The 23,584-nt window shown below is 64.4% G+C and carries 17 protein-coding genes; 7 read left to right on the top strand and 10 right to left on the bottom strand.

Annotation, left to right across the window (positions count from 1 at the left end; genetic code table 11):
• Positions 1–44: 44 nt before the first annotated feature.
• Genes QRN42_RS01595 through QRN42_RS01585 form a run of 3 tightly spaced genes read left to right on the top strand, consistent with a single transcriptional unit; the run spans position 45 to position 5,128 of the window.
• Positions 45–1,148: an AAA family ATPase gene (locus QRN42_RS01595; protein WP_284977690.1), complete on the top strand. Its 1,104-nt coding sequence runs from the start codon at positions 45–47 to the stop codon at positions 1,146–1,148.
• A 12-nt stretch (positions 1,149–1,160) separates the two neighbouring features.
• Positions 1,161–2,582, top strand: coding sequence for a DUF58 domain-containing protein (locus QRN42_RS01590; RefSeq protein ID WP_284977689.1), 1,422 nt, complete (start codon positions 1,161–1,163; stop codon positions 2,580–2,582).
• Positions 2,579–5,128 carry a transglutaminase TgpA family protein gene (locus QRN42_RS01585; RefSeq protein ID WP_284977688.1) on the top strand — a complete coding sequence of 850 codons (2,550 nt, stop codon included), beginning with the start codon at positions 2,579–2,581 and terminating at the stop codon, positions 5,126–5,128. Before QRN42_RS01590 ends, QRN42_RS01585 begins: the two co-directional genes overlap by 4 nt.
• A gap of 139 nt (positions 5,129–5,267) precedes the next feature.
• Here QRN42_RS01585 and QRN42_RS01580 read toward each other — a convergent pair whose 3' ends face one another.
• Positions 5,268–6,749: an NAD-dependent succinate-semialdehyde dehydrogenase gene (locus QRN42_RS01580; protein WP_284977687.1), complete on the bottom strand. Its 1,482-nt coding sequence runs from the start codon at positions 6,747–6,749 to the stop codon at positions 5,268–5,270.
• 161 nt (positions 6,750–6,910) lie between these two features.
• Positions 6,911–7,741 (bottom strand): 16S rRNA (cytidine(1402)-2'-O)-methyltransferase, encoded by an 831-nt coding sequence (gene rsmI / locus QRN42_RS01575; RefSeq protein WP_350224858.1) that lies wholly within the window; start codon positions 7,739–7,741, stop codon positions 6,911–6,913.
• Between the two features lie 195 nt (positions 7,742–7,936).
• Here rsmI and QRN42_RS01570 point away from each other — a divergent pair, with 195 nt between their 5' ends.
• Both QRN42_RS01570 and QRN42_RS01565 read left to right on the top strand, forming a co-directional pair.
• Positions 7,937–9,682 (top strand): dolichyl-phosphate-mannose--protein mannosyltransferase, encoded by a 1,746-nt coding sequence (locus QRN42_RS01570; RefSeq protein ID WP_284977686.1) that lies wholly within the window; start codon positions 7,937–7,939, stop codon positions 9,680–9,682.
• Between the two features lie 10 nt (positions 9,683–9,692).
• On the top strand, positions 9,693–11,522 hold the full coding sequence (locus tag QRN42_RS01565; protein ID WP_284977685.1) for an AMP-dependent synthetase/ligase: 1,830 nt from the start codon (positions 9,693–9,695) through the stop codon (positions 11,520–11,522).
• Positions 11,523–11,527: 5 nt separating this feature from the next.
• Here the strand turns inward: QRN42_RS01565 and QRN42_RS01560 are convergent, their stop codons facing one another.
• The 4 genes from QRN42_RS01560 to QRN42_RS01545 form a co-directional block, all read right to left on the bottom strand.
• Positions 11,528–12,913: a TIGR01906 family membrane protein gene (locus QRN42_RS01560; RefSeq protein WP_284977684.1), complete on the bottom strand. Its 1,386-nt coding sequence runs from the start codon at positions 12,911–12,913 to the stop codon at positions 11,528–11,530.
• A 219-nt stretch (positions 12,914–13,132) separates the two neighbouring features.
• Positions 13,133–14,611, bottom strand: a complete 1,479-nt coding sequence (gene ahcY / locus QRN42_RS01555; RefSeq protein WP_284977683.1) for an adenosylhomocysteinase — start codon at positions 14,609–14,611, stop codon at positions 13,133–13,135.
• Positions 14,612–14,661: 50 nt separating this feature from the next.
• The gene (locus QRN42_RS01550; RefSeq protein WP_284977682.1) at positions 14,662–14,880 is read right to left on the bottom strand and encodes a Trm112 family protein; all 219 of its coding nucleotides are present in this window, start codon (positions 14,878–14,880) and stop codon (positions 14,662–14,664) included.
• Positions 14,881–15,064: 184 nt separating this feature from the next.
• Positions 15,065–15,442: a DUF3499 domain-containing protein gene (locus QRN42_RS01545; protein ID WP_284977681.1), complete on the bottom strand. Its 378-nt coding sequence runs from the start codon at positions 15,440–15,442 to the stop codon at positions 15,065–15,067.
• Between the two features lie 142 nt (positions 15,443–15,584).
• Here QRN42_RS01545 and QRN42_RS01540 point away from each other — a divergent pair, with 142 nt between their 5' ends.
• A complete protein-coding gene (locus tag QRN42_RS01540) occupies positions 15,585–16,115 on the top strand; it encodes a metallopeptidase family protein (protein WP_284977680.1) in 531 nt (176 codons plus the stop codon).
• On the opposite strand, the gene QRN42_RS01535 is transcribed toward QRN42_RS01540, so the two are convergent.
• The 3 genes from QRN42_RS01535 to QRN42_RS01525 are packed head-to-tail and all read right to left on the bottom strand — an operon-like array spanning position 16,109 to position 21,757.
• Complete coding sequence (locus tag QRN42_RS01535; protein WP_284977679.1) at positions 16,109–17,866, bottom strand: DUF5719 family protein; 1,758 nt, start codon at positions 17,864–17,866, stop codon at positions 16,109–16,111. The two genes, QRN42_RS01540 and QRN42_RS01535, sit on opposite strands and share 7 nt — an antisense overlap.
• A complete protein-coding gene (locus tag QRN42_RS01530; protein ID WP_502869468.1) occupies positions 17,859–21,182 on the bottom strand; it encodes a glycosyltransferase family 2 protein in 3,324 nt (1,107 codons plus the stop codon). Before QRN42_RS01530 ends, QRN42_RS01535 begins: the two co-directional genes overlap by 8 nt.
• 29 nt (positions 21,183–21,211) lie before the next feature.
• A complete protein-coding gene (locus QRN42_RS01525) occupies positions 21,212–21,757 on the bottom strand; it encodes a WhiB family transcriptional regulator (protein ID WP_284974398.1) in 546 nt (181 codons plus the stop codon).
• A 452-nt stretch (positions 21,758–22,209) separates the two neighbouring features.
• Here QRN42_RS01525 and QRN42_RS01520 point away from each other — a divergent pair, with 452 nt between their 5' ends.
• Positions 22,210–22,902, top strand: a complete 693-nt coding sequence (locus QRN42_RS01520; RefSeq protein WP_284977678.1) for a TIGR03089 family protein — start codon at positions 22,210–22,212, stop codon at positions 22,900–22,902.
• Positions 22,903–22,962: 60 nt separating this feature from the next.
• Here the strand turns inward: QRN42_RS01520 and QRN42_RS01515 are convergent, their stop codons facing one another.
• Positions 22,963–23,508, bottom strand: coding sequence for a GtrA family protein (locus tag QRN42_RS01515; protein WP_284974396.1), 546 nt, complete (start codon positions 23,506–23,508; stop codon positions 22,963–22,965).
• Positions 23,509–23,584 lie beyond the last annotated feature (76 nt).

The raw sequence follows: 23,584 nt of genomic DNA, 5'->3' as shown, positions 1-23,584 counted from the left end.
CTCCAGGAGGATTGCCAAAGGCGGCCACGGCTGAAGGGCAATCCATGGAGTCCAAGCGACCAGTCGCCATCGAGCATTCACAGCGGCTTGAGCAGTCACAGCGTGAGGCCGCAGTCCAACCTGCCCAGCCACGGGACGCGGCACTCAACGGCCACGGTCAGCACCCGATGGACGCCGAGCGCTTCCACGAGGCCAGTGAGCTCATCCTGGGTTCCATCAACCGGGTCATCGACGGAAAGGCCGACGCCGCCAAGCTCGCCCTGACGGTGCTCCTCGCCCAGGGCCACCTGCTGCTCGAAGATGTGCCGGGGGTTGGGAAAACCCTGTTGGCCAAAACCTTGGCGAGGACGGTCGATTGCACCGTTTCCCGCATTCAGTTCACCCCGGACCTGTTGCCCTCCGATGTCACGGGGGTGTCCATTTACAACCAGTCCTCCCGGCAGTTCGAGTTCCGTCCCGGTGCCGTGTTCGCCAACATCGTCATCGGTGACGAGATCAACAGGGCCTCAGCCAAGACCCAGTCCGCCCTCCTTGAGTGCATGGAGGAGCACCAGGTGACGGTGGACGGGAAGTCATATCAGTTGGGGCTGCCTTTCATGGTGGTGGCAACCCAAAACCCCATCGAAATGGAAGGTACCTACCCGTTGCCCGAGGCCCAGCGTGATCGCTTCATGGCGCGGATCTCCATGGGCTACCCGGACAAGGACGCAGAGATCCAGATGCTGGAAACACATCAATCGTCCTCCCCTTTGGTCAAAGTCACTCCGGTGGTTACCGCCAACGACGTCGCTGCCATGATCGCCATGGTCCAGCAGGTCTACGTGTCCACTGCCATCAAGGAATACACGGTGGCAATCGGCCGTGCCACCCGGGACAGCGCGAACCTGCGCCTGGGGGCCAGCCCGCGATCCTTGCTACAGCTCCTGCGGGCTGCCAAAGCCACCGCTGCCCTTGACGGCCGTGACTTCGTACTGCCCGACGACGTGCTGGACGTGGCCGAGTCCGTATTGGCCCACCGGATCATCCTCGAGCGCAAAGCCGCAAGTTCCGGTGACACCCCGCAGAGCATTCTCCACAGCATCCTGACGTCCGTTCCCGTTGCGAAAGAACCCGCCGGGGCGTGGGCCAGGGAACGCCGCGCCGGTTAGGAGGCACGGAAGATGTCGGTAGCAGGGTGGCTCCCCACGCATTTGTTCACCAACCGTGGGTGGGGCCTGCTGGGCAGCGGTGCGGTGTCCCTCGGTTGCGCAGCCGTGATGGGCAGGCGGGACCTGCTGACCTTGGCGGTGCTGCTGTTCCTCTTGCCTTTACTCTCCTTGGCAGGGGTACGGATGCTCAAGCCCTCCTTTCAGGTGTACAGGGAGTTCAACCCATCCACTGTGGAAACCTCCGCTGCCACCACCGTTCGCTTAGCCGTTGCCCGCTCCGGGTTCGACTCGGGGCACGTGACCATGGAGGAGCAACTACCTCCGCGGTTTGGCAGCCCTCCCGCCTTTCGTTTTCCCGCGAGATCCGCTTCAGGCGGGACCAGCCGCTACGAATACCAGTTGCGGTCCGGCAAGCGCGGTCAGTTCCGGATCGGTCCGGTGACCGCGGAATTCAGCGACCCTTTCGGCTTGTCCTTGCGCCGACACTCCATCGGCGACGGCGACATCCTCACGGTGACGCCGGCCGCCGTCGAACTTCCGGTGACGGGCCTGGCCGGGGCCAGAGGCAACGACGGCGTCACCGCCACCCGGGTCCGGGCCAACCCGAGTGATGACGACATCATGACCCGGGAGTACCGGCACGGGGACCCGCTGCGGCGCGTGCACTGGGCGGCGACCGCGCGGCACGGGCAACTCATGGTGCGGCAAGAGGAATCGGTGACCACTCCGGAGGCCACGGTTATCCTCGATCATCGGTTCACCGCCTTCGCTGCCGGGCTCGGCACCGGCTTCAGCGGCCATGACGAAGACTCGGACCTCATCACCGGGCCGGGATTTGAGTGGATGGTCACAGCGGCCATGTCCATCGCGGCCCACTTGGCAGAGCGGAACTACTCACTGCGCCTCCTCGACGCGTTCGGAAACCCTGCATTCCTGCATTCACGATCGGCACCGGACCCCGAAGCAGAGGAATTCTCCGGGCTCGGCGGCCTGCATGCCATCGCGGAGGGGCTTGCCGCGATCGAACTGACCGGCCCCAGGCACGCCCGCCCCGAGCACCATGACGGAGCCGCCGGAACGGTAGGCGCTGATTTCTCCGACGCCCCTTTCGATGACGGGTTGATGGACAAACTTGCCATGCACCGGCTACGGGGCCCGCTCTTGGCCCTCCTTGGAAACCTGACCGTAGCCGAAGCCCGGGCCCTCGCACCGGCGGCAGGCTATGGTGCCAACGCCTTTGCCTTGGTGATGACCGACGGGGTGCACCCCCGGGACGAGGCTGTGGAGATTCTCTCGAGGGCCGGGTGGCGTGCCGCTGCCGTGACAGCCCGGACACCATTGGCCCAGGCATGGTCGGCCTTCGAGGAAGGCGGCATCGTGGCGGCGGCCGGAGCAGCCATGGACGTTCGACGCGGAGCAGCGGTGCCACGATGAGCGCGGGACAGGAACATCGGATACGTCCGAACCCGGGCGGGGATGGCGCCTCGCCAGACTCCCCAACAGCAGACCCCACAGCGGGCTCCCCCACGTCCGGATCCCTCACACGCGAGCCCCGCACGGCCGGCGCGGGCCCCTACCCGTGGCTCATGGCGGGTTCCATCGCCGTGGCCGTCCTGGGTTCGTCGTTGTCCCTCAATGGGGTTTTCCGGGGCTGGGCTTGGCTGCTGCCACTGATCACTACGGTGACCGTGGCGGCGCTGAGCCTGGCTGCCCTCCGTTCACTCAGGGCGCGTCCGTTGCTGGCCACCGCCGGCTCGCTGGGCATGCTGGCGGCCATCTTGAGTTTCATCTTTTGCAGGCAAGAAAGCCTGCTCGGGTTCATCCCCACCCCGGCTACCTTGGCCGCCGTCGGCAAGCTGATGCAGCGGGCAGCAGAAACCGTAGTCTCCGAGACCGCGCCAGTTCCTCCCAACGCGGGAATCGTTTTCGTTATGTGTGCCTGCCTGGGCCTGTTGGTCATCCTGATGGATGCGCTGGCCGTTCCGCTGTCCATGCCCGCCGTCAGCGGTCTGGGGCTACTTGCTGTCATGGTGGTTCCAGCCACCGTAAAACCGCAGAGTGTGGGCGTGGCCGGGTTCCTCGGGGCCGGGATCGGTTACCTGCTCATCCTCGGCACCAGCCAGTGGTTTGCCCATGACCCCCGCCTGCAGTCCGGCTCCACACGCGGTTCTTCGCAGTTCAAACGTTCCATGGTGGCCGGCGGGCTGGCTCTTGGCCTGGCTTTGGTGGTCCCCCTGGCGATTCCGGGCTTCGACTCCGGTACTTTCCCCCAAGGCTCGCGATTGAGTCCTTGGGGGACGGCGAACGGATTGAACCCGATGATCACCTTGGGCAACAGCCTGCGCAGCCCTACGGGTGCTGGACGGATCACCTATGCCACGAGCTCCGGAAGCGCCGAGTACCTGAGGTCGGTGACCATAGACAGCTTCGACGGCGAAACGTGGTCGCCCGACGATCGGGCCGGTCAGCGCCGTCCCGGTACGGACAAGATCGACGCCGGCTACACCCTGCAGGGCCCCACCGTCCCCGCCGTCACTTCCATCGACGCCGGCCAGTTCACCAGCCCGTACCTTCCGGCGCCGTTCGCCCCCGCGTCGGTCAACGGGCTCAGCGGGAGTTGGACGTGGGACCCGGCCACTTTGAGCATCATGAGCACGGACAGCAGTACCCGCGGGCAGCGGTACGTGGTTTTCTCGGCGTCGCCCAAAATAACCGCCCAAGCCCTGGCGCTGGCCAACGCCGCTCCCCGCGGCATCTCCAACGACTTTCTCCGGATCCCGGCAAACCTCCCGGACATCGTGCGGAAGACCGCCAACACAGTGACGGCGTCCGCTGGCAACAACTACGACAAGGCGCTGGCCATCCAAAAGTACCTGCGCTCCAGCGAGTTCACGTATTCGCTCCAGGCTCCCGTCCAGAACGGCTATGACGGCAACGGACTGTCCGTCCTGGCCGACTTCCTTACGGTCAAGAGCGGCTACTGCGTGCACTTCTCCTCCGCCATGGCGGTCATGGCGCGTGTTGAGGGTATCCCCAGCCGCGTTGCTGTGGGCTACGCCCCCGGGCATCCCACCGGACAGTCCGTCGCGCTGGTTGGCCAAGGGTCATTCCCTGAATATGAGGTGGACGCCCGCGACGCACATGCTTGGCCCGAACTGTACTTCGAAGGCCTCGGATGGGTTCCGTTCGAGCCCACACCTTCCCGCGGTGTTGTTCCCGATTACGCGACCGATCCCACGGTACCCGGCAGTATCACCTCAAACACCGATGAAAAGAACAGCGCTGCGACCCCCGAGGCGCCAGCGCCCACCGCCACCCCGACGGCGGGAGCTTCCGCTGCCGTTGCCGGTCCCGCCGAGGTCAGCACACTTCCCGTGATCAGTGTTGGGGCTGCCGGCTTCCTGCTGCTGGTTGCCTTCCTCTGCTCCCCCCGGCTGGCCCGGACAGCGCAGCGCCGCCGACGGCTCGCTGTTCGCCCACCAGCGCGTGCCGGCACCCCGCCTCCCGGATACCGGGACCCGGCTCCCGGGCTTGCGTGGGCGGAGTTGCAGGACTTGGCCACCGATTACGGCATGCCCTCCGCGCCCAGTGAAACGCCGCGCCACTTTTCCGCCCGGCTACGTGCCAGCGCCGCCTTGGGTCAGGCAGGAGGCATCGACGACGCCGCCCACGTGGCGGTCGCATCCCTTACCTCCGACTTCGAACGCGATCGGTACGGCCAGCCTGCGGGTCGAGGTGGCGTACCACCAGCGGCAACACCGGCTGCGCCGCGCATCGCCGTCGTTCGCGAATCGCTTCGCAGCAACGCCCGCTGGTCCGTGCGCTTCCGCGCGGAGTGGGTCCCGCCGTCGTTGATGCATCGGTGGTCCCGCGGTTTGGGGGCGCCGCTCCGGTCGCTGCGCACGGCGGGTAACTCCGCGGGGTGGGCCCTCACCCGGAGCTGGCGAAAGCTGGGCAGGCTGTTACCCGAGAGGCGATAGGGCGCCGGTGAGTCTGACCCGCCACAGCAAAGGCCCGCTACAGCAAAGGGCCCGGCGCCGGAACTTGTGGTTCCGGGCCGGGCCCTTTACTTTGCGTCAACCGTTCTTGTTGCGAGAGCGGTGGACTGGATCCTGCAGCCTAGTCGGCGTAGGGGTCCGCGATACCTACGTACTGGGTGTAGAGGTACTCTTCGATGCCTTCGGAACCGCCTTCGCGGCCCAGGCCGGACTGCTTGACGCCGCCGAACGGTGCCGCCGCGTTGGAGATGACGCCGGCGTTGAGGCCGAGCATGCCGGTCTCCAGGCGTTCGCTGATGCGCAGGCCGCGGTTGAGATCCTTGGTGAAGACGTATGCCACCAGGCCGTATTCGGTGTTGTTGGCCAGGCGAACGGCGTCATCCTCGGTGGAGAACGTGACGATCGGGGCTACCGGACCGAAGATTTCTTCCTGGAGGATGCGGGAATCGGCCGGGACGTTCTTCAGGACCGTGGGCTGGTAGAAGTAACCGGGACCGTCGACGGCGGAGCCACCGGTAACTGCCTCGGCGCCGGCTGCCACAGCCTCGGTGACCAAGGCGTGGACGCCATCGCGGGCTTTGCCGTCGATCAACGGACCCACCTTGGACTCGGGCTCGGTGCCACGGGCCGTGGTGAGTGCACCGATCTTGGCGGCGAACTTCTCAGCGAAGGAGTCGGCGATGGACTCGTGCACAATGAAGCGGTTGGCAGCCGTACAGGCCTCGCCCATGTTGCGCATCTTCGCAGCGATGGCACCTTCAACGGCCTTGTCCAGGTCGGCGTCTTCGAAGACGACGAACGGGGCGTTGCCACCGAGTTCCATGGACGTGCGCAGGACCTTGTCCGCAGCTTCACGGATCAAGGCCTGGCCAACGGGCGTGGAGCCGGTGAAGGAGATCTTGCGTAGGCGGTCGTCCTTGATCAGCGGGCCGGTCACGGCGCCCGCGGTGGAGGTCTGGATGACGTTCAGGACACCTGCCGGAAGACCGGCCTCTTGCATGACCTGTGCGAACAGCAGGCTGGTCAGGGGGGTCAGGTTGGCGGGCTTGAGCACCATGGTGCAACCGGCGGCGACGGCGGGGGCTACCTTGCGGGTGGCCATGGCCAAGGGGAAGTTCCACGGCGTGATCAGCAGGCAGGGGCCAACGGGCTTCTTCTGCACCAGGAGGCGGTTCTTGCCGTCAGGGGCTGCAGAGTAGCGGCCGGAGACGCGAACAGCTTCCTCGGAGAACCAGCGGAGGAACTCAGCGCCGTAGGTGACCTCGCCACGGGCTTCGGCCAACGGCTTGCCCATTTCCAGGGTCATCAGCAGGGCAAAGTCCTCGGCCCGCTCGGTGACCAGTTCAAATGCGCGGCGCAGGATCTCGCCGCGTTCGCGCGGGGGGGTGCGGGCCCAGTCTGCCTGGGCGGCAGCGGCGGCGTCGAGGGCGGCCGCGCCGTCTTCGGCACCGGCATCGGAGATGCTCAGCAGGACCTTGCCCGTGGCCGGGTCCTCTACATCAAAGGTCTTACCGGATCCCGCCGGGCGCCACTGACCGTTGATCAGCAGGCCAGTAGGGACAGAAGCCAGCAGTTCGCTTTCGCGTTCAACCGTGACAGTCATGGCGACTCCTTCGTCTTGGGTGCCTTTGGAGAAGTGCACCGCTTGGGTTCCTTGCCAGAAGTGGCTTGAATTACTGCCACCGTACTGCCCGGCAAGAAGCAGTGTCTACGCCGTCGCGCACTGCCTGGGCATCGCCGATTTGTGCAGGTGCACAGCTCTGATCAGCGTGCTGCCAGGACCGCCGAGTAGAGTTCCCGTTTGCTGATCCGGGCGTCCTCGGCCACAGCCGCTACGGCCTCTTTGAGGCGCATACCTTGGGAAATAAGCTCGTTCACGGCCGCCACATGGTCCTCGGGCTTGCCAGGTTCCTGTTCGGGCGCACCAGCGACCACCACGGCAATTTCGCCGCGGACTTCATTGTTTTCAGCCCACTCCAGGAGCTCGCGCAACGTTCCGCGGAGGACTTCTTCGTACGTCTTGGTCAGTTCACGGCAGACGGCGACGCGGCGTTCCGCGCCGAAGCGCTCGTGCAGGGCACGCAGCATCACTTCAAGGCGGTGCGGCGCTTCGAAAAACACCATGGTCCGTCGCTCGTCAGCCAGATCGGCTAGGCGGGAGTTTCGCTCCCCCGACTTGCGCGGCAGGAAGCCTTCAAAGCAAAAGCGGTCGGTCGGTAGGCCGGACAGGGCCAACGCAGTGAGCACAGCAGACGGCCCGGGAACGGCCGTGACGGTCAGCCCGGCAGCAACTGCTCCTTCGACCAGGCGGAAACCGGGATCGGAGACCGCGGGCATGCCGGCATCGCTGACCATGAGGATGGTCTTTCCGGCGCGTACGTGATCCAGCAACTCGCCCGTCTTGGCCACTTCATTGTGTTCGTGATAGCTGATCACGCGGCCGGTTACTTCCACGCCCAGCGCGGTGACCAAGCGATGCAGCCTGCGCGTGTCCTCGGCTGCCACGATGTCGGAAGTGGCAAGCAACTCGACCAACCGCGACGACGCATCGCCGACGTTGCCAATGGGGGTGGCTGCCAGGACGATCCTGCCCACACCCGGGGCTCCGGCCGGGCCCGCAGCCGCGGAAACCAGACCAACCAGTTCGTCGCTGAAGTCCTCGCCCACCTCGGCATGAGCGTCGTCACTGAAATCGGCGTTATCCGGGGTTGCCTGTTGTTCGTCCACCTGCCAAGCCTAATGCCGCGCGGGGTCAACCCTGCAGCGGGAATCGAAAGGTAGCATGGGCGGGTGAACCAGACGCTCGTTTCCGACGCTACGTCCAGCACCCCTGCGGCGTCATCCGACAGCGGCCAAGGCGGCCCCGGCCGCACGTCAGGGCGGGCGCTTGGCCGGGGGCTTGAACGCGGACTCGACCGCCACCGCTGGATAGCACGCCCCGCGGAGGCATTCACCGAGGCGGCCCTGCGGGAACGGCTGATCGGGACAATCCAGAGCTGGCGGGACTATCCGGCGTCGTTGCGCTTGTGGTTTTGGCTGATTCCCACGATCTCGGCCGTCTTGGCCGGCATCCTGCGCTTCTTCCGGCTTGATACGCCGCACAGCTTGGTCTTTGATGAGACCTATTACGTCAAGGATGCTTACTCCTACCTGGTCAGCGGCTACGAGCGGAGCTGGCCGGCGCAAGCCAACGACTCGTTCAACGCAGGAAATCCCAATGTCCTCCTGGACACGCCCGAATACGTAGTCCACCCTCCCGTGGGCAAATGGATGATCGCTTTCGGGATGTGGCTGTTCGGCGGCGACAACCCGTTCGGCTGGCGTTTCAGTGCGGCGTTGACGGGCACGTTGACGGTCTTCCTGGTTTCGCTCATTGCCTTGAAGCTTTTCCGTTCACACACGTTGGCTGCCATAGCGGGGCTGCTGCTTGCGATCGACGGGCACCACTTGGTGCTCTCCCGCACCTCTCTTTTGGACATCTTCCTGACTTTTTGGCTCCTGGCCGCTTTTGGCGCCCTGCTGTTGGACCGCGACGACGGCCGCCGTCGTCTGGCCTCCCGGCTGGCCGCACAAGCGGCTGGTTCGGGCGGTTCCCGGCCTTCCGCCACGCAATTGGTGACCGGCCCATGGCTTGGCATGCGGTGGTGGCGCCTCGTTGCCGGAATCTCCATGGGCTTGGCGGTGGGGACCAAATGGTCGGCCCTGTTCTTCGTGGCTGCCTTTGGAATCATGACTGTCCTGTGGGACATGAATGCTCGCCGCGTCGCCGGAATCCGGACCTGGTTCAGCACGGGCATCATCAGGGACGGATTACCAGCGTTCGTGACCCTCATTCCCGCTGCCGCCGTGACCTACGCTGCGACGTGGACAGGATGGTTCCTCTCCAAGGACGCCTACTACCGGCAGTGGGCTGCGACGAACCCGACGCCAGGTTGGGATTGGCTCCCCGCTTCCGTGCGATCACTGGTGCATTACCACATTGAGGCGTTCAACTTCCATCAAGGCCTGACCGCCGATCACCCCTACGAATCCAGTCCCTGGACCTGGCTTGTGATGGGTCGGCCTACATCGTTCTTCTATGAAGCGCCCAAGCAGGGCACGCCCGGCTGCGACGTGCAGGCCTGTTCGTCGGCCATCCTGCCGTTGGGAAACCTCGTAGTGTGGTGGGGCGGAACCATTGCCCTGGTGATCCTGCTCTTCTGGTGGGCCGGCCGCCGCGACTGGCGCGCCGGAGCGATCTTGGCCGGGGTTGCAGCCGGATACCTGCCTTGGTTCATGTATCCCGAACGCACCATGTTCATCTTCTACGCAGTGTCCTTCGAACCCTTCTTGGTCCTGGGACTCACCTACGTACTCGGCCTTGTCCTGGGGCGCAGCAATGATCCGCCCTGGCGCCGCCGGTCGGGGCTCTACGCAGTAACCCTGGTACTGGTGGTGGCGGTGCTGTTAACAGCGTTCTTCTACCCGGTACTGACTGCGGAAGTGATCAGTTACCAGCAATGGCACATGAGGATGTGGATGCCGTCGTGGATCTAGGGACACGCTCGTGAGGGAAGCTAGTACGGAGCTCCTGGTCGAGGCAGATGAAAGCACCAACGTCACGGACCTTCTTCTGGAACGTTGCCGTAAGGATCCTTTTGGCATCTTGTACGCGCACAAGACCCCTAACGGCTGGCTCAATGTTTCTGCTGCCCGTTTCCTGGCGGACGTCACCGATCTGGCCAAGGGGTTGATCGCCGGCGGCCTGAACCCTGGCGATCCCGTAGCGGTGTTGTCCCATTCAAGCTTCGAATGGACACTGGTGGATTTCGCCATCTGGATGGCGGGCGGGGTTACCGTCCCCATCTACGAGACGTCCTCTGCGAGCCAAATTGAGTGGATCCTCGCTGATTCCGGAGCTCGCCGCGTCTTCGTGGAGGACTCGAAGGCGGGCATGGTCCGTTCCCTGGTAGACAAATCAACTGCGCTGGGCGAGGATCCGGTCACCATCATCCGCATGGATCACGACGGCGACGCCCCGAACCTCACCAGCCTGGCCGCCGTCGGCATGGGCATCTCGGATACCGAGGTGGAGCGCCAACGCAGCGCCGCCACGCTGTCCGACGTCGCCTCCATCGTGTACACCTCCGGCACCACAGGCCAGCCAAAGGGTTGCGAAATCACCCACGGCAACTTCGTCCGGGTAGCCCGCAACGTCATACCGTTCCTCCCTGAACTGCTCATGCAGCCCGGCGCCCGCACACTGATGTTCCTCCCCTTGGCGCATGTCCTTGCTCGCGCCGTCCAGGTTGTCTGCCTCACTGCGGGAATCACCTTGGGGCACAGCGCCGGCGCTGCCGGGCTGATGGCGGATCTCGGTTCCTTCAAACCCACGTTCCTGCTGGCCGTCCCCCGGATCTTCGAGAAGGTGTACGCCGGGGCCAGCCACGCCGCCGCCATGAGCGGCCGATCCGCTTTGTTCGCCGCGGCATCTGCCACAGCTGTGGAGTATTCGACGGCGGTGGACCTCGCCGCCCGCGGTGAAGGGGCAGGTCCGGGGTGGCTCTTGGGGCTCAAGCATTCAACGTTCAACCGCCTCCTGTATCCCAAAGTCCGGCAGGTCTTCGGCGGAAACGTTGGTTTCACGGTTTCCGGTGCGAGCCCGCTCAGCCTGCGGGATAACCACTTCTTCCATGGCGCCGGCGTTCCGGTCCTCGAAGGGTACGGCCTGACGGAAACCACGGCCCCCTGCACGGTCAACACGCCCGGCATGACCCGCATTGGATCCGTCGGCATACCACTGCCAGGAACCACCATCCGCGTGGCGCCCGACGGTGAGATCCTGGTCAAAGGCATCGGCGTTTTCAAGGGCTATCACGGCAATCCCGAGGCCACCGATGCCACGTTCGTGGATGGTTTCTTCCGGACCGGGGATTTAGGTGAACTCGACGAGGACGGATTCCTGACCATCACCGGCCGCAAAAAAGACCTGTTGGTCACCGCTGGTGGTAAGAACGTGGCCCCGGCGCCTCTGGAGGAGAAGCTCCGGGAACACCCGTTGATCGCCCATGCCGTGGTAGTTGGCGAGGGCCGACCATTCATCGCAGCCTTGCTGAGCCTTGATCCCGAAGGGCTGGCCCAGTGGTGCTCTCAACAGAAGATAAAGCCCCTGTCCGTGGCTGAAGCAGTTGAGGATCAGCGCGTACGGGCAGCCGTCCAACCCGCCGTGGACGAGGCCAACAAGCTCGTTTCGGCGGCTGAGTCCATCCGGAAGTTTGAGTTCATCACTGCCGATTTAAGCGTTGAATCGGGCCATCTCACGCCGTCGCTCAAGCTCAAGCGCTCGGCTGTGATCCACGATTTCCAAGGAGTCGTGGACAAGCTCTACCGAAAATAAGGGCGCTACCGCTTGGCTCTGGTTTTCGCTTCCCGGTGAGCATCGTCTTCAGCGTCTACCGAAGCGTTGCTGGCGTGTGCGCCCGCGCGGGTTCCGGCGTCGAGCGTTTCCGCTTCCTCGCCACCCCCGTCGACGTCGGCAAGTTCGCCCGCGCTGGAGTCACCATGGTTGGAGCCTTCTACCGTTGCGTCCTGGCTGGCGGCCTTGCGCTGTTTGCGCGGCGGAAGTCCCCTTCGACGACGGGTGGGCCACGTGAAGATGAACGTCAGCACGGCCGCGATGAAGACCAGGGCACCGATCACGATGCCGGCGTCCACCCAGAACTGGCCCGGGAAGAGGCGGATCAGGGTGTCATCCAGCGAGAAGGTCCAGGTGCCGTTGGCAAAGAAAACGTGGTGGAAATCGGTAAAGAACTGCTCCCAGTTCAGCGTGCCCAGGACGCCCAAGGCGATGATGATGACCAGCGTGACGATCGAGCCTGCGAAGAGGCCGCGACGGACGCCGCCCTTGCTGCGCTTACGAAGATACAGAATGGCGATGATGCTCAGCAGCACCAGCAAGAGACCACCAAGGAACGTGGACAGGATCACGACCTTGACGTCGGCCATGTGGGCAACTTCGCCGTCGCGGAAAAGCTTGGTGCCGTCTTGGGTGACCAAGCCTCCCAAGTAGCGGGGACCGGCCCAGTTGCTCAAATAGTCCACAGCGTACGAGCCGTAGGTCATCCGGTCATCGGTGCTGAAGCCGTAACCGTCTCCGGGGAAGCCAGGACGGTTGTACTCCACCCAGAGGAACAGCGGGCTGGTCACGGCGCGGACTGCCAGGACCAAAAGGATGATCGGGTAGAAGACAGCCAGCAGGACCTGGAAAACACGGGGGCCAACGGGCTTGACCTTGGCTGCTTGTTCACGCTCGGCGTTGCGGCGGGCCACCTCCTCTTCCGGCGGACGGACCTGGAGGGCCGACGTCGGCAGCGGCTCCGAATAGGTGGACTGCTCGGAGTACGCGGACGGTTGCTTGTCCGCCGGCGTGTGGGCCAAGGTGTCCGCGAACACGGGAGTCTCGGCCACTGGCTGGTGGGCGCCGGCGGTCCCCGCTTCGGCGGCTTTCCGGTCGGCACGCGAGCCGGGCTGCTCGGTGAGGCCAGGCTGCTCGGTGAGGCCGGGCTGCTCGGTGGGGCTGGGCTGCTCGGTGGGGCCGGCTGCGCCGGCGGTAGCTCCGGCGGCGGCGCCCTGCACCTCGTCGGTGGGCGCCGCTGCGGAAGAACCGCTGGACGAAGCTGGCTTCATCCAGTCAAAAGCCGGCTCGTCCGGGTCCTCATGGGAACCGGTGTCGGGCTCTTGCGGTGTCTGGCTCTTGTCGCTCACAGCGGGTTTCACTTCCGTAGGCATCCACCGGCAATATCCTGCCGCCGGCTCTCTTGTCTGCAGTCGAGCCTACCGTCCGGCTTTGGGCCGACACGAGGATCAACCCCGGCCGCGGCCAGATTGAAATGCAACTGTAAGCTCGCTGTCATTATGCGGCGCCGACGCACGGACCGTCGACGCCGCATGATTCGTCAAGCGAATCAGGCACAGCCGGAAATAAGGCACAGCCGGACCGCCGCGGTCCTAGTAGCGGTAGTGCTCCGCCTTGTAGGGGCCAGCGACGTCCAAGTCGAGGTAGTCTGCCTGGTCCTTGCTCAATTCGGTCAGTTCCACGCCCAGGGCGTCCAAATGCAGGCGCGCCACCTTCTCGTCCAGGATCTTCGGCAGGACGTAAACCTGCTTTTGGTATTCACGTTCGCCCGCAGGCTGGTTCCTCTTGGTCCACAGCTCAATCTGCGCAATGGTCTGGTTCGCGAACGAGTTGCTCATCACGAAGGACGGGTGACCGGTGGCGTTACCCAAGTTGAGGAGGCGTCCCTCGGACAGGACGATGATGGAACGTTCGTCATCTGAACCGGCGTCGAAGACCCACTCGTGGACCTGCGGCTTGATTTCCACCTTCTTCACACCGGGCAGCTTGGCCAATCCGGCCATATCGATTTCATTGTCGAAGTGGCCGATGTTGCCCACGATCGCCTTGTTCTTCATGCCGAGCATGTGCTCGGCCATGATGACATCCTTGTTGCCCGTGGTGGTGATGAAAATGTCGCCCTGCGCCAGGACGGATTCCAGTTTGGCAACCTGGTAGCCGTCCATGGCGGCCTGCAGGGCACAGATGGGGTCGATTTCCGTGACAATCACCCGCGATCCCTGTCCGCGCAGCGCCTCTGCGGCACCCTTGCCGACGTCGCCATAGCCGCAGACGACGGCGACCTTACCGCCCATGAGGACGTCGGTGGCGCGGTTGATCCCGTCCGGCAAGGAGTGGCGAATGCCGTACTTGTTATCGAACTTGCTCTTAGTGACGGAATCGTTCACGTTGATGGCCGGGAAAAGCAGCTTGCCCTGCTCGGCAAGCTGGTACAGGCGGTGTACGCCGGTGGTGGTTTCTTCCGTGACGCCTTCGATGCGGGCCGCCAGCCGGGTCCACTTTTGCGGGTCGGTGGCCAATGTGCGGCGTAGGAGGTCAAGGATGAGTATGTATTCCTCAGGATCTTCCTCGGTGGCTGCCGGCACTGCACCGGCGGCTTCGAATTCCACGCCCTTGTGCAGCAGCATCGTGGCGTCACCGCCGTCGTCGAGAATCATGTTGGGACCGAGTTCGGGATTGGTCTCCGCGCCGGGCCACGTCAGGATCTGCTCCGCGGTCCACCAGTACTCTTCGAGGGTTTCGCCCTTCCAAGCGAAGACCGGGACACCCTGCGGGTCTTCCGGCGTACCGTTACCGACAACGACGGCGGCCGCGGCCTCGTCCTGCGTGGAGAAGATGTTGCAGGAAGCCCAACGGACCTCGGCACCCAAGGCTGTGAGGGTCTCGATGAGGACCGCAGTCTGCACTGTCATGTGCAACGATCCGGCGATCCGGGCACCCTTCAGCGGCTGCTCCGCTCCGAATTCCGCCCGGAGTGACATCAGGCCGGGCATTTCGTGCTCAGCAAGGCGGATCTGGTGGCGGCCCGCCTCCGCGAGGGAAATGTCAGCCACTTTGAAGTCGAAAGTCATGGAAGTTCCTTAGGGATTAACCGGACGTGCGGATGTGGAGGGGAAGCCGTTCAGGCCTGGGAATCGGTGTGGCTGGAGCCGGCAGCGTTCGCGGCTGCCAAAAGTTCCGGGGGAAGCAGCAACGGAATGCCGTCCTCCATCGTGTAGCGGAGCTTTTCGCCGTCGGCTCCCGGCTCGGTGGAGACCAATTCTTCCCCCTCCTGGACCAGTGGGGAACCGGTCACGGGGCAGCGCAGGATGGACAACAGTTCAGGACTGACCTTTGGCATAAATGATGCTCCCTGGATGGCGCCGTGGTGGCACGCTAGGTGGACTTATCTGCTGATCCCAGCCTACCGCGCAGTCCCTCCCCTGGTCCGCGGACGACGAATTGCGTCCCAGGCTCGCGGCCCTGCGTCCACCTGCAACGACGCGGTGACGACGCCTCGCGTGACTTGCCTCAGTGGGTAAGAACTACGAAGGTTCGCGGAGTACGCGCAGGTGGGCGCGGCGGGTTCCTTCCGCGGCAGCCGGCGGCTCAATCTGCGGGTGGCTGTGCCGCGCGGCGGTCTCCGGAGCTGCCGAGGCGGCCTCCCTGACAGCATTTGCTAAAGCAAGCAAGTCATCCGGACCAGGCTCAGGCCTGGTGGCCGGCATCGCCAAACGCAGGACCTCCCAGCCACGAGGAACCGTGAGGCTGCCGGCGTGCTGGGAGCAAAGGTCATAGGCATGCGGCTCGGCGTAGGTGGCCAGGGGGCCCAAAACGGCCGTGGAGTCTGCGTACACGTACGTCAAAGTGGCCACCGCAGACTGGCGGCAAGCTGATCTTGAACACTGACGGATAGCACCCACAACACCCCAGATTAGCGCTTATGGAGACCTACCTTGTGCATTGGGGGCTGTGACCCGCGCAAGAATTTCCGCGGGGACGGCACTCTTGCCGTTCCGGCCTGATGATGTCGCGTTGCCGGTCCCTCCGGACTAAAGTCGATACATGCAGTCACAGCCACACGTTCCCGGATTCACCCTCCGGTGGACTGACGCAGAGGGGACTGACGCCAGTGGCGATCAGGCGGAGCAAAGCGCTGGCCCGGGCCGCAGTTTCCGGAGGCGCAGGCGAAACCGCCATGGCCGGGGACTGCGCGGCGAGTTGATGCTCCCGAACCTTCCCGGTTTCCGTTCGCGCTCCGAGCGCTTTGATGACATGGTGCTGGACTCAGCGGAACGGCTGCAGGACATGTGGGGAAAGCAACTCGACGGCGTACTCTTCGCCGTCGACGAGATCCCACCTGACCTTGAGGTGCTGGTCGCAAAAGGCGGCCCCGCACCCATGGGGTCCTACACGCCCGGAGGCCGCGGCCAAGCACCGATGATCACTGTGTACCGGCGGGTTGTCGAGCAGGGCTCAACCAATCGCGAGGAACTCCAGGACCTGGTGCATGACGTGGTGGTGGAGTACACGGCAGAAATGCTCGGCGTCCCGCCGGAGACGCTTGACCCTGTCTACCGCCGTCGTTATCAGTAACCGACCGAAACCGGCACCTTCTCAAGTCCAGCGGCTGCGTCCGGGATGGCAACCACCGAAACATCGTTTCGGCCGTCCTTACCAAGGAGGAGCGCGCCATAGACCGGATCGCCCGAGGCTGAAACGACGTATCCCGCCACGGCAGACGCTCCGGACTTCGCCGGCAGATCGATCGACGACGTCGTCCCTCCGGACATATCCACGGAAATGGCCTTGCCGATCTTCCCGTCCGTTGTCACCGGAGCGTAGCTGACCGTTCCACGGCCTACGGGAACGCCGAAGGTCAACGACGCGTTGCCCTCCCGAGGGACCGCCACGAGATGCTGGCTGCCGAGCCGTGCGGAGGCCGGCGACCAAGCGAAGTCGCTTGGATCATTCACTGTTGCGCCACGTGTCACCCGGGCCGAGGCAGCAAAAGCCACATCCGAGCTGGCGCCCACCGAGTACGTCCCGGCCGGCAGTCCGTCCAGGTTCAGTGTCGCTACGGTGCCGCCCTTCACCGTCACTACTCCCCCGTTGGGAATCTGACGCTCGCCGTTGGCGCCGTAGACGTGAACCTGGATGACCGCGTCCGCTGATCCGGGAACGGCCAGCTGCAATGCGGGGAGGGCGTCCGCGAAGTCGGATTTGCCGCCGAGCGCCTTGATCGCCGCGGTGTCCTGGATATTGACCCCGGACATCACCTGGAGGTTGGAGGGCGCAGCGCCTGGGGACAAGTACTCGACGCCGCCGGGAACCAACCCCCGCAGGACGCTCTGTTGAATGGTTCCGGCAACCGGGCCGCCTGTACTGAGGAGATGGACGGCAAGTTGGGTCTGCCCAGGGGCCAGTCCCCCGAGATTGATGGATCGGGTTGTTCCTGGGGCCACCAAAAGGCCGCGAGCATCAGCAGCCTGAATCTGCCCTTGGCTCCCGAACAGATCAAGGTTCACCGTGGCCGGGGTTGAGGAGGCATTGCTGACATTCAGCACAGCGGTGCGGCCAACTGACGTGCTCGCTCCAAGGATCCAAGCATCGTTGCCGGGCTGTTGGCACTGCGCTGAGGCAAGCCCGCGCAGATCACCGTCCGTGGCGGAGTACGTGACGTTTGCGGCCATGGATGCCTGCTCATTGCCGATGGGATCAGCGCCCACCACGGTTGCGGACGTCACCGGACTGATGGAGGCCAAAGCTGCCGCCAGGACCGGAGGGCCGGTGGTCGGCGTCGGACTGGCCGTTGGCGCCTTAGCGATCTCCGCCACCGCAGCGCCGGACAGCGCGGTCACTTTACTTCCCGGAATGACGCCGGCCGCATTGCTCAGCACCACGGCGTTGAGCGCACTGGCTGCCGTGGTCGATACGGGGCTGAACGCGGCATCGGTGCCGACGACGCTCCCATTGAGCAGCCGCGCCGGTTCCGGGCAAACTCCGAGCGCTTGGCCTGCCGGGACATCCGCCTGCGGTACATTCAGCGTTTTACCACCGGACGGACCGGGCAACACGGACGCTGCAGCAACCGCCGCTCCGCCTGCAGCAAGGATCACGACGCCGGAGAGCACCCCAACGATTACGCCCTTGCGGGACGTACGGGATCCTTTCTTGCGCGAGCCTGAGTCTTTCGCGCGACTGGACCCGCTGGACTCCCTTTTGCCCGGCCCCTTGGCGCTGCTGGCCTTGGCATTTTCAGCCTTGGCGCTGCTGGCCTTGGTGCTGCTGGCCTTGGCGCCCGGCACGTCACCGGCGTCGTTGACGCTGTTCAGCTCGTCAGACATTGCTGTACTCCTTACGGAGGGAAACTTCATCCCTCGACATGCCGGTCCGCGTGCGTCGAGCAGGCACTGGAACGGCAAGCAATACGGTCAGTCCGATCACGGCGACTTGGAGGATGCCCAACCACAACGCCCAGGGGTTGGTATAGCGGACCTCGAGGTGTCCACCGCCAGCGGGAAGTTCAAATGCTTGTGACCATCCCGAGGTGGTGGCCTTCAGCTGGTGACCGTCAATCGAGGCACTCCAACCGGGATCTGACCTCTCAGCCAAAACCACCATGCGGCCGGCGTCGCCGGCAGGCACTGGAGCGTTGACGGCAACATCCTCGGACGGGAGGAAGCCCGCAGTTGCGCCTTTTGAGTCCACGATGCGGGCCCGGTGGGCTGTATCGGCGGCCGTGGAAGCGGCTTGGTTCCGCGAGACAACACGCCACAGCCAACCGGCGTCGGTCTGGCCTACGGCGACGAGCCCTGGGACTGCGTCGATCCTGCTGGCGGTCAACTGCGCGGCATTATCGGCGGCCTTCAGCACCACAAAGCCAACGCCGAGCTGCTCAAGATCGGCTCGGGGGTCCACACCCGTACTTGCAACGATGGTGGCCACCGCCCTGCGCAAGGAAGTGGTGGCGGGATCGTCCGCGGCAGCTTCCTCACGCCCCGGAGGGCCGATGATCGTGCGGGCTGATGCAATGGTGGAGAGGCTATCCATCGTGGTGCCTTCACCCCTCATCAGCGACGACGTGAAGGTGCCCTGTTCGCCGCTGGTGATGACCAGAGTACGGGCCTTCTCGGGTCCGTGGCCAAGGTCGACGGCGGTGGCCGGCAAGGTGGCGTGGTCCACGGGCCACACTTGGCGGGCAACACCGAGAGATGCACCGGTCGTGGGGACGGCTCCGGAGCCCGGCGACGGCATCAACACATCCTGGGCAGCCCAAGCAGTCATGGATGCCAAGGGGCCGGCAACCATGAGTGCCACTATCAAGCCCGAAGCTACACGGCGTAAGGCCGGCTTCCGCCCGGGTCTGGTGGTGCTGGCTCCACCGGTTGCGAAGAGTTTTTCGGCACCGAGCAACGCAGCGCACAGCAGTAGAACGCCGGCCGCAGAGATAGCCGGGCCTGTGAACGGGCCTACCATCACGGAATTGTTCATCCCGGTCGCCAGGTGGCCTACCAGCCAGCTGCTCGCCAGCGTGGCCAAGGCTGCCAACCAGAACACGCGGACAAGCGCGGTCCGCCGCCCCGGGAGGAAAAGGGCGATAACAGCCAGGAGCAACACCGGCACGCCAATGAGGCAGGCCAACACCAAGGCCCAGGGGAAAGAACCGGGTCCGAAGACGGACAGGCCCGTCAGGCCGCCGTCGACGTCAAACGCCAAAGGTTGGCCAAGCAGCTGCTGCCACAAGGGCGCAGCGTTGAAAGCGAGAGGCAGGCCGGGATCGGCCAGCAAAGCCCGGGGCCGGTCGAGGACGGAGATCGCGTAAGGCAGGAACAAGACAATGGTGGGAAGGAGGGACCACCACAGGGTCTTACCCCGCTGGCCCAATATCACAGCACCAAGTACCACCGAAACCACGATGGGCGCTATGAGGGAGGGCGCTGACGCGGTGACTACTGCCATGACGAGCCCGGCCGCCGCAGCTGCAGTCCATGACGGTACTCCGTTGATTCCCGGTTTCTTGACTCGAACTGTCCGCTGGCCCAGCTGGCGCTGTCCCGGGGAGTGCCGCTGATCAATCGCGGCACCGCAGGCCCGCAGCAGTGCCAGCAGCAGCAACGGCATCAACAGGTGGGCAAGCAGCGCACCCACACGTCCCTCATTGACCGCCACCAGGAGTGACGGGGCTCCGGACCAGGCCAAGGCCGCAATAACCCGGAAGCGCCGCAACCTGGTGAGGGCACCCGCGGCGAACCACGCGGCCACCGCTGAAAGAGGAAGCGCCAGAACAAAGAGCCACACCATGGCTCCATTCCCGGCCCCGCCGCCGGCCAAAGACAGGAGCCACAGGACGTAACCAAACGGATCCCCGTGGCCAGGCAATCCGGCTCCCAATGAAATCCACCATGCGGAGGCGTTGGCCCAAACAGATCCGGCGGCGGAGGACAGCGGGAGCAATGCCCCGCCCGCCACGGAACTGGATCCAACAAGTCCCAGGAGGCCCACGAGTGCGGCGACCAAGGCAAGCAACGCCGCAGCTACTGCGCCCGTTCCCACCCATCCGCGCTCATTGGTGGCCAGGGCTGCGAAGTCGTCAGCGGCGTCGCCACTGGGCTCCGGCGCCAAGAGGTCCGAAACAGGCGAATCATCCGCGGGCCGGATAGCTTCCAGCAGGGATCGCCTGTTGGCACGGACTTCACGTGTTGGTTTCTGCAACTTCCGGACAAGGGACCGTGGCACCCGCCGCGTCTTTGCGGCGACACGACGGGCGCGGAGTACAGCTGCCGGCCGCATCAAAGCCGCGACTGTAGCGGTGAACTGCGAGAAGCCATAGCCCGGTTCCTTGACCAGGATGCTCAGCAGGAGTCGGACCATCGCGCCAAGGAGGGCGCCCAAGGCCTGGAAGGGGACGTTCCACCATGGCGCATGCTTAAGCCGCATGTGGATTTGGGCTTTCCGCGCGGCGGAGGAGGTGCCCAAGCCGTTGGGCCGGTGCTCCACATGGAACATATGCGCGCTGGGGACCACAATCACGCGGTTTCCGGCCAGCCAGTTCCGCCAGCCAAAGTCGACGTCGTCGCCGCTTCCGGGCAGTGCCGGATCAAAGCCCTGGAACTGTTCCCATACGTCCCTGCGGACCAGCATTCCGGCGGAGTTAACGGCGAAGGTGTCCGTGCGGTTATCGTGCTGGCCTTGGTCGACTTCATCGGCGTCGATCAGCGTGAGGCGCTCAGCCCAGCGGCTCGTAGACAAGCCCACGTCCACCAAATGCCGTTCGTTGTCCCAACCGAGCTGCTTGCAGCCTGCCACGGTAACCGACGGCGCGCGTTCCACGGCATGCAGCAGCTCAGCCAAGGCGTCCGCCGCCGGTGCGGCGTCATCGTGCAGCAACCACACCCAGTGGACGACGCCGGCTGGTTGGCCGCCGCTGTCCGGGGCCGGGGCGAGGTCCTGAAGTCCAGCCATCACGGCGGCGCCGAATCCGGACTTCGCCGGCGGGTGGAATGACATGACGTGGCCCGGGCCCAAAGCTTCGCGGAGCAATGCCAGCGAGTTGTCCGAGGATCCTGCGTCAACACCAATGGCGGCATCCGGCGAACGTGTTTGGTTCGACAGTGCCGCCAGTGTCCTGGGGAGATAGTTGCCGCCGTCGTGGGAAACCACGACGGCGGTAACGTGAACTTCCTTGAGAATCAGACCGCTCGCTTCCTAAGCCGACGACGCTCCCGCTCAGAGAGGCCGCCCCAAATACCAAACCGCTCGTCATTGGTGAGCGCGTACTCCAAGCACTGGGAACGGACGTTGCACGCCCCGCAGACTTTCTTGGCGTCCCTGGTGGAGCCACCCTTTTCAGGGAAGAAGGCCTCGGGGTCGGTCTGTGCACACAGCGCGTCGGTTTGCCAGCCCAGTTCACCTTCGTCATCGAAGTCGCCTTGGCCGGGAAGCCCGATCCACACAGCTTGGGAGGGGGTTTCGGTGGGACGGCGCACCTCCATGGGAGGATCGTCCACGTCATCATCGGGACCCGCGGGCAGGTCTCCGATCAACGCCTCATGTTCAGCCAAGAGGGCAGTTGCCTGGTCCTCGAGTGACTGCTGCACGTTCTGGTTGTAACGGCTTGCCGCTTCCGGATCTGCCGGGTCCACGTACCAATCCCCCGGTACTTCCCGCGAACGGTACTTCACCGACGCATGTCCTGCGACGACTGCATCTTCCTGGATACGCAACGCTTGCCCCATGGCGTCCCTCCTGATTTTGCAGCTGCTGCGTGGATGGATTCCGATTCCCGGCAGTGACCCGGTCCTCTGTGCAGCGGCGTTGATTACTAATTACACGCGTGTAACTAGCGGCAGTCAAGCCGCGCCGGGATAATAATCAAGTTCCCGGACAAACGTGGGATGCGCCACGCCCGAGTTTTTGAACGACGCCGCCCTTGCAACTTCGCGGGAAATGGAAGTCTTGCATCAGATCCCATGAACTTCCGTTGAATTATCGGGGAATTTGCAAGTCGACGCCGCGGCCCATCTCCGCCTCGAAACAAGGGGTGTGGGGCAAATCACAGTACCCCTAAGGAGACTGACTTTCCCGATTCGGGGTCTCGCTGCAGAATGCGCCGTGCGCGCGGCATGTCCTGCAGCTTCGCATCGAATTGGAGCGTGAAGGGTGAAGTGGAGCGTGGCAAGATGGGCGCATGAGTATCCCGGCAGTTGACCTGATGACAACCCTGAGGTCGGGCCAGTCCACCTCCCCGAGGCTCACCTGGTACGGCCCTGATTCCGAACGCGTTGAGCTCTCCGGCCGCGTCTTGGACAACTGGGTAGCAAAGACCAGCAACCTCCTGCAGGACGAGCTGGATGCCGAACCGGGGATGGCACTTCGTCTCGACGTCCCGGCGCACTGGAAGTCTTTTGTATGGGCTTTGGCGGCATGGCAAGTAGGGATGGAAGTCGTCATGGACGGAACTCCCGCGGATATCCTCGTGACCGACACACCCGACGACGCCGGGGGCGGCTTTGATGCGGTAGTGGCGGTACCCCTTGCGGCACTGGCAATGCGTTGGCCCGGAAACCTGCCGGCCGGCGTCGTCGACTACGCAGCGGAAGTCCGGTCACATGGTGACGTGTTCATGGCGCACAACGAGCCGACGCCGGACCTGCCGGCAGTGCGCGGAACGGTCAGCCACTTACACAACGGCCTACTGACGGACTTCGCCACCGTGGACGAACCCGGTGTGCGGCTCCTGGTCCGGGCCTCCGAGGGCTTGGAATCAGGGCTCGCAGCGTCCCTCGGGGCATGGACTGTGAATGGTTCGGTCGTGCTCGTCCACCCGGGGACGGATGTCACGGACCACCTGATCGCGAACGAGCGCGTCAGCCGCTCCTGAACAGCCGTTCCTGAACAGCTGCTCCTGAACAGCCGCTCCTGAACAGCCGGCCTGCGGTCCTTAGCGTTTCTCGACGGAGGGCACTTCACCCGTGGCGGGGTTGCCCGTTTTGTGGTGCAGGTCGATGAGTTCGTGGTCCTTGGAGAACTCGGGCTCGGAATCCAACTCCTCGTTGAACACCCAGAAGCGGTAGGCGAAGAAGCGGAAAATGGTGCCCAGGATGAGGCCCACTACGCTTCCTGCGATGAAGAGCGAAGGCTTGTCGTTCAAGTTCAGGATGTACTTGGCAACCCACACGCAGCCGGAGGCAATGAACAAACCGACAAGGTTCATGACGGCGAACAACACCGCCTCACGCATCACGTTGGCTTGCTTGCGGTGGCGGAAGGTCCAGAACCGGTTGGCCACCCAGGAGAACACGCTTGCCACGATCGTCGCAATGGCCTTGGCCCATACTTCGCTGCCGTGCATCGGACCGGAAAAGAGCCAGATGTAGATGGCCGAGTCAATGACAAAAGCAACACCGCCAACGGCGCCGAACTTTGCGACTTCGCGCCAAAAAAGCGAAGCCAGTCCGCGGATGCGATCTGCAAGTGTGGTGATCATGACCCTCCATGGCCGTTGAAAAGTGGGCCGATGGGCCAAACCCATTTTAGCGCCCATTTCCAAGTGCTACCCGGGA

This window comes from Arthrobacter sp. fls2-241-R2A-200 (assembly GCF_030209745.1).
Taxonomy (GTDB): Bacteria; Actinomycetota; Actinomycetes; order Actinomycetales; family Micrococcaceae; genus Arthrobacter.
Note: the sequence above shows the minus strand (reverse complement) of the source record. Positions and strands in the feature narration are given on the sequence as shown.

Excerpts from the sequence above, each read along its gene's own strand:
- QRN42_RS01595 (WP_284977690.1), top strand. The coding sequence starts at position 45 with ATGGAGTCCAAGCGACCAGTCGCCATCGAGCATTCACAGCGGCTTGAG.
- QRN42_RS01590 (WP_284977689.1), top strand. The coding sequence starts at position 1,161 with ATGTCGGTAGCAGGGTGGCTCCCCACGCATTTGTTCACCAACCGTGGG.
- QRN42_RS01585 (WP_284977688.1), top strand. The coding sequence starts at position 2,579 with ATGAGCGCGGGACAGGAACATCGGATACGTCCGAACCCGGGCGGGGAT.
- QRN42_RS01580 (WP_284977687.1), bottom strand. The coding sequence starts at position 6,749 with ATGACTGTCACGGTTGAACGCGAAAGCGAACTGCTGGCTTCTGTCCCT.
- QRN42_RS01560 (WP_284977684.1), bottom strand. The coding sequence starts at position 12,913 with ATGCCTACGGAAGTGAAACCCGCTGTGAGCGACAAGAGCCAGACACCG.
- ahcY (WP_284977683.1), bottom strand. The coding sequence starts at position 14,611 with ATGACTTTCGACTTCAAAGTGGCTGACATTTCCCTCGCGGAGGCGGGC.
- QRN42_RS01550 (WP_284977682.1), bottom strand. The coding sequence starts at position 14,880 with ATGCCAAAGGTCAGTCCTGAACTGTTGTCCATCCTGCGCTGCCCCGTG.
- QRN42_RS01540 (WP_284977680.1), top strand. The coding sequence starts at position 15,585 with ATGCAGTCACAGCCACACGTTCCCGGATTCACCCTCCGGTGGACTGAC.
- QRN42_RS01535 (WP_284977679.1), bottom strand. The coding sequence starts at position 17,866 with ATGTCTGACGAGCTGAACAGCGTCAACGACGCCGGTGACGTGCCGGGC.
- QRN42_RS01525 (WP_284974398.1), bottom strand. The coding sequence starts at position 21,757 with ATGGGGCAAGCGTTGCGTATCCAGGAAGATGCAGTCGTCGCAGGACAT.
- QRN42_RS01520 (WP_284977678.1), top strand. The coding sequence starts at position 22,210 with ATGAGTATCCCGGCAGTTGACCTGATGACAACCCTGAGGTCGGGCCAG.
- QRN42_RS01515 (WP_284974396.1), bottom strand. The coding sequence starts at position 23,508 with ATGATCACCACACTTGCAGATCGCATCCGCGGACTGGCTTCGCTTTTT.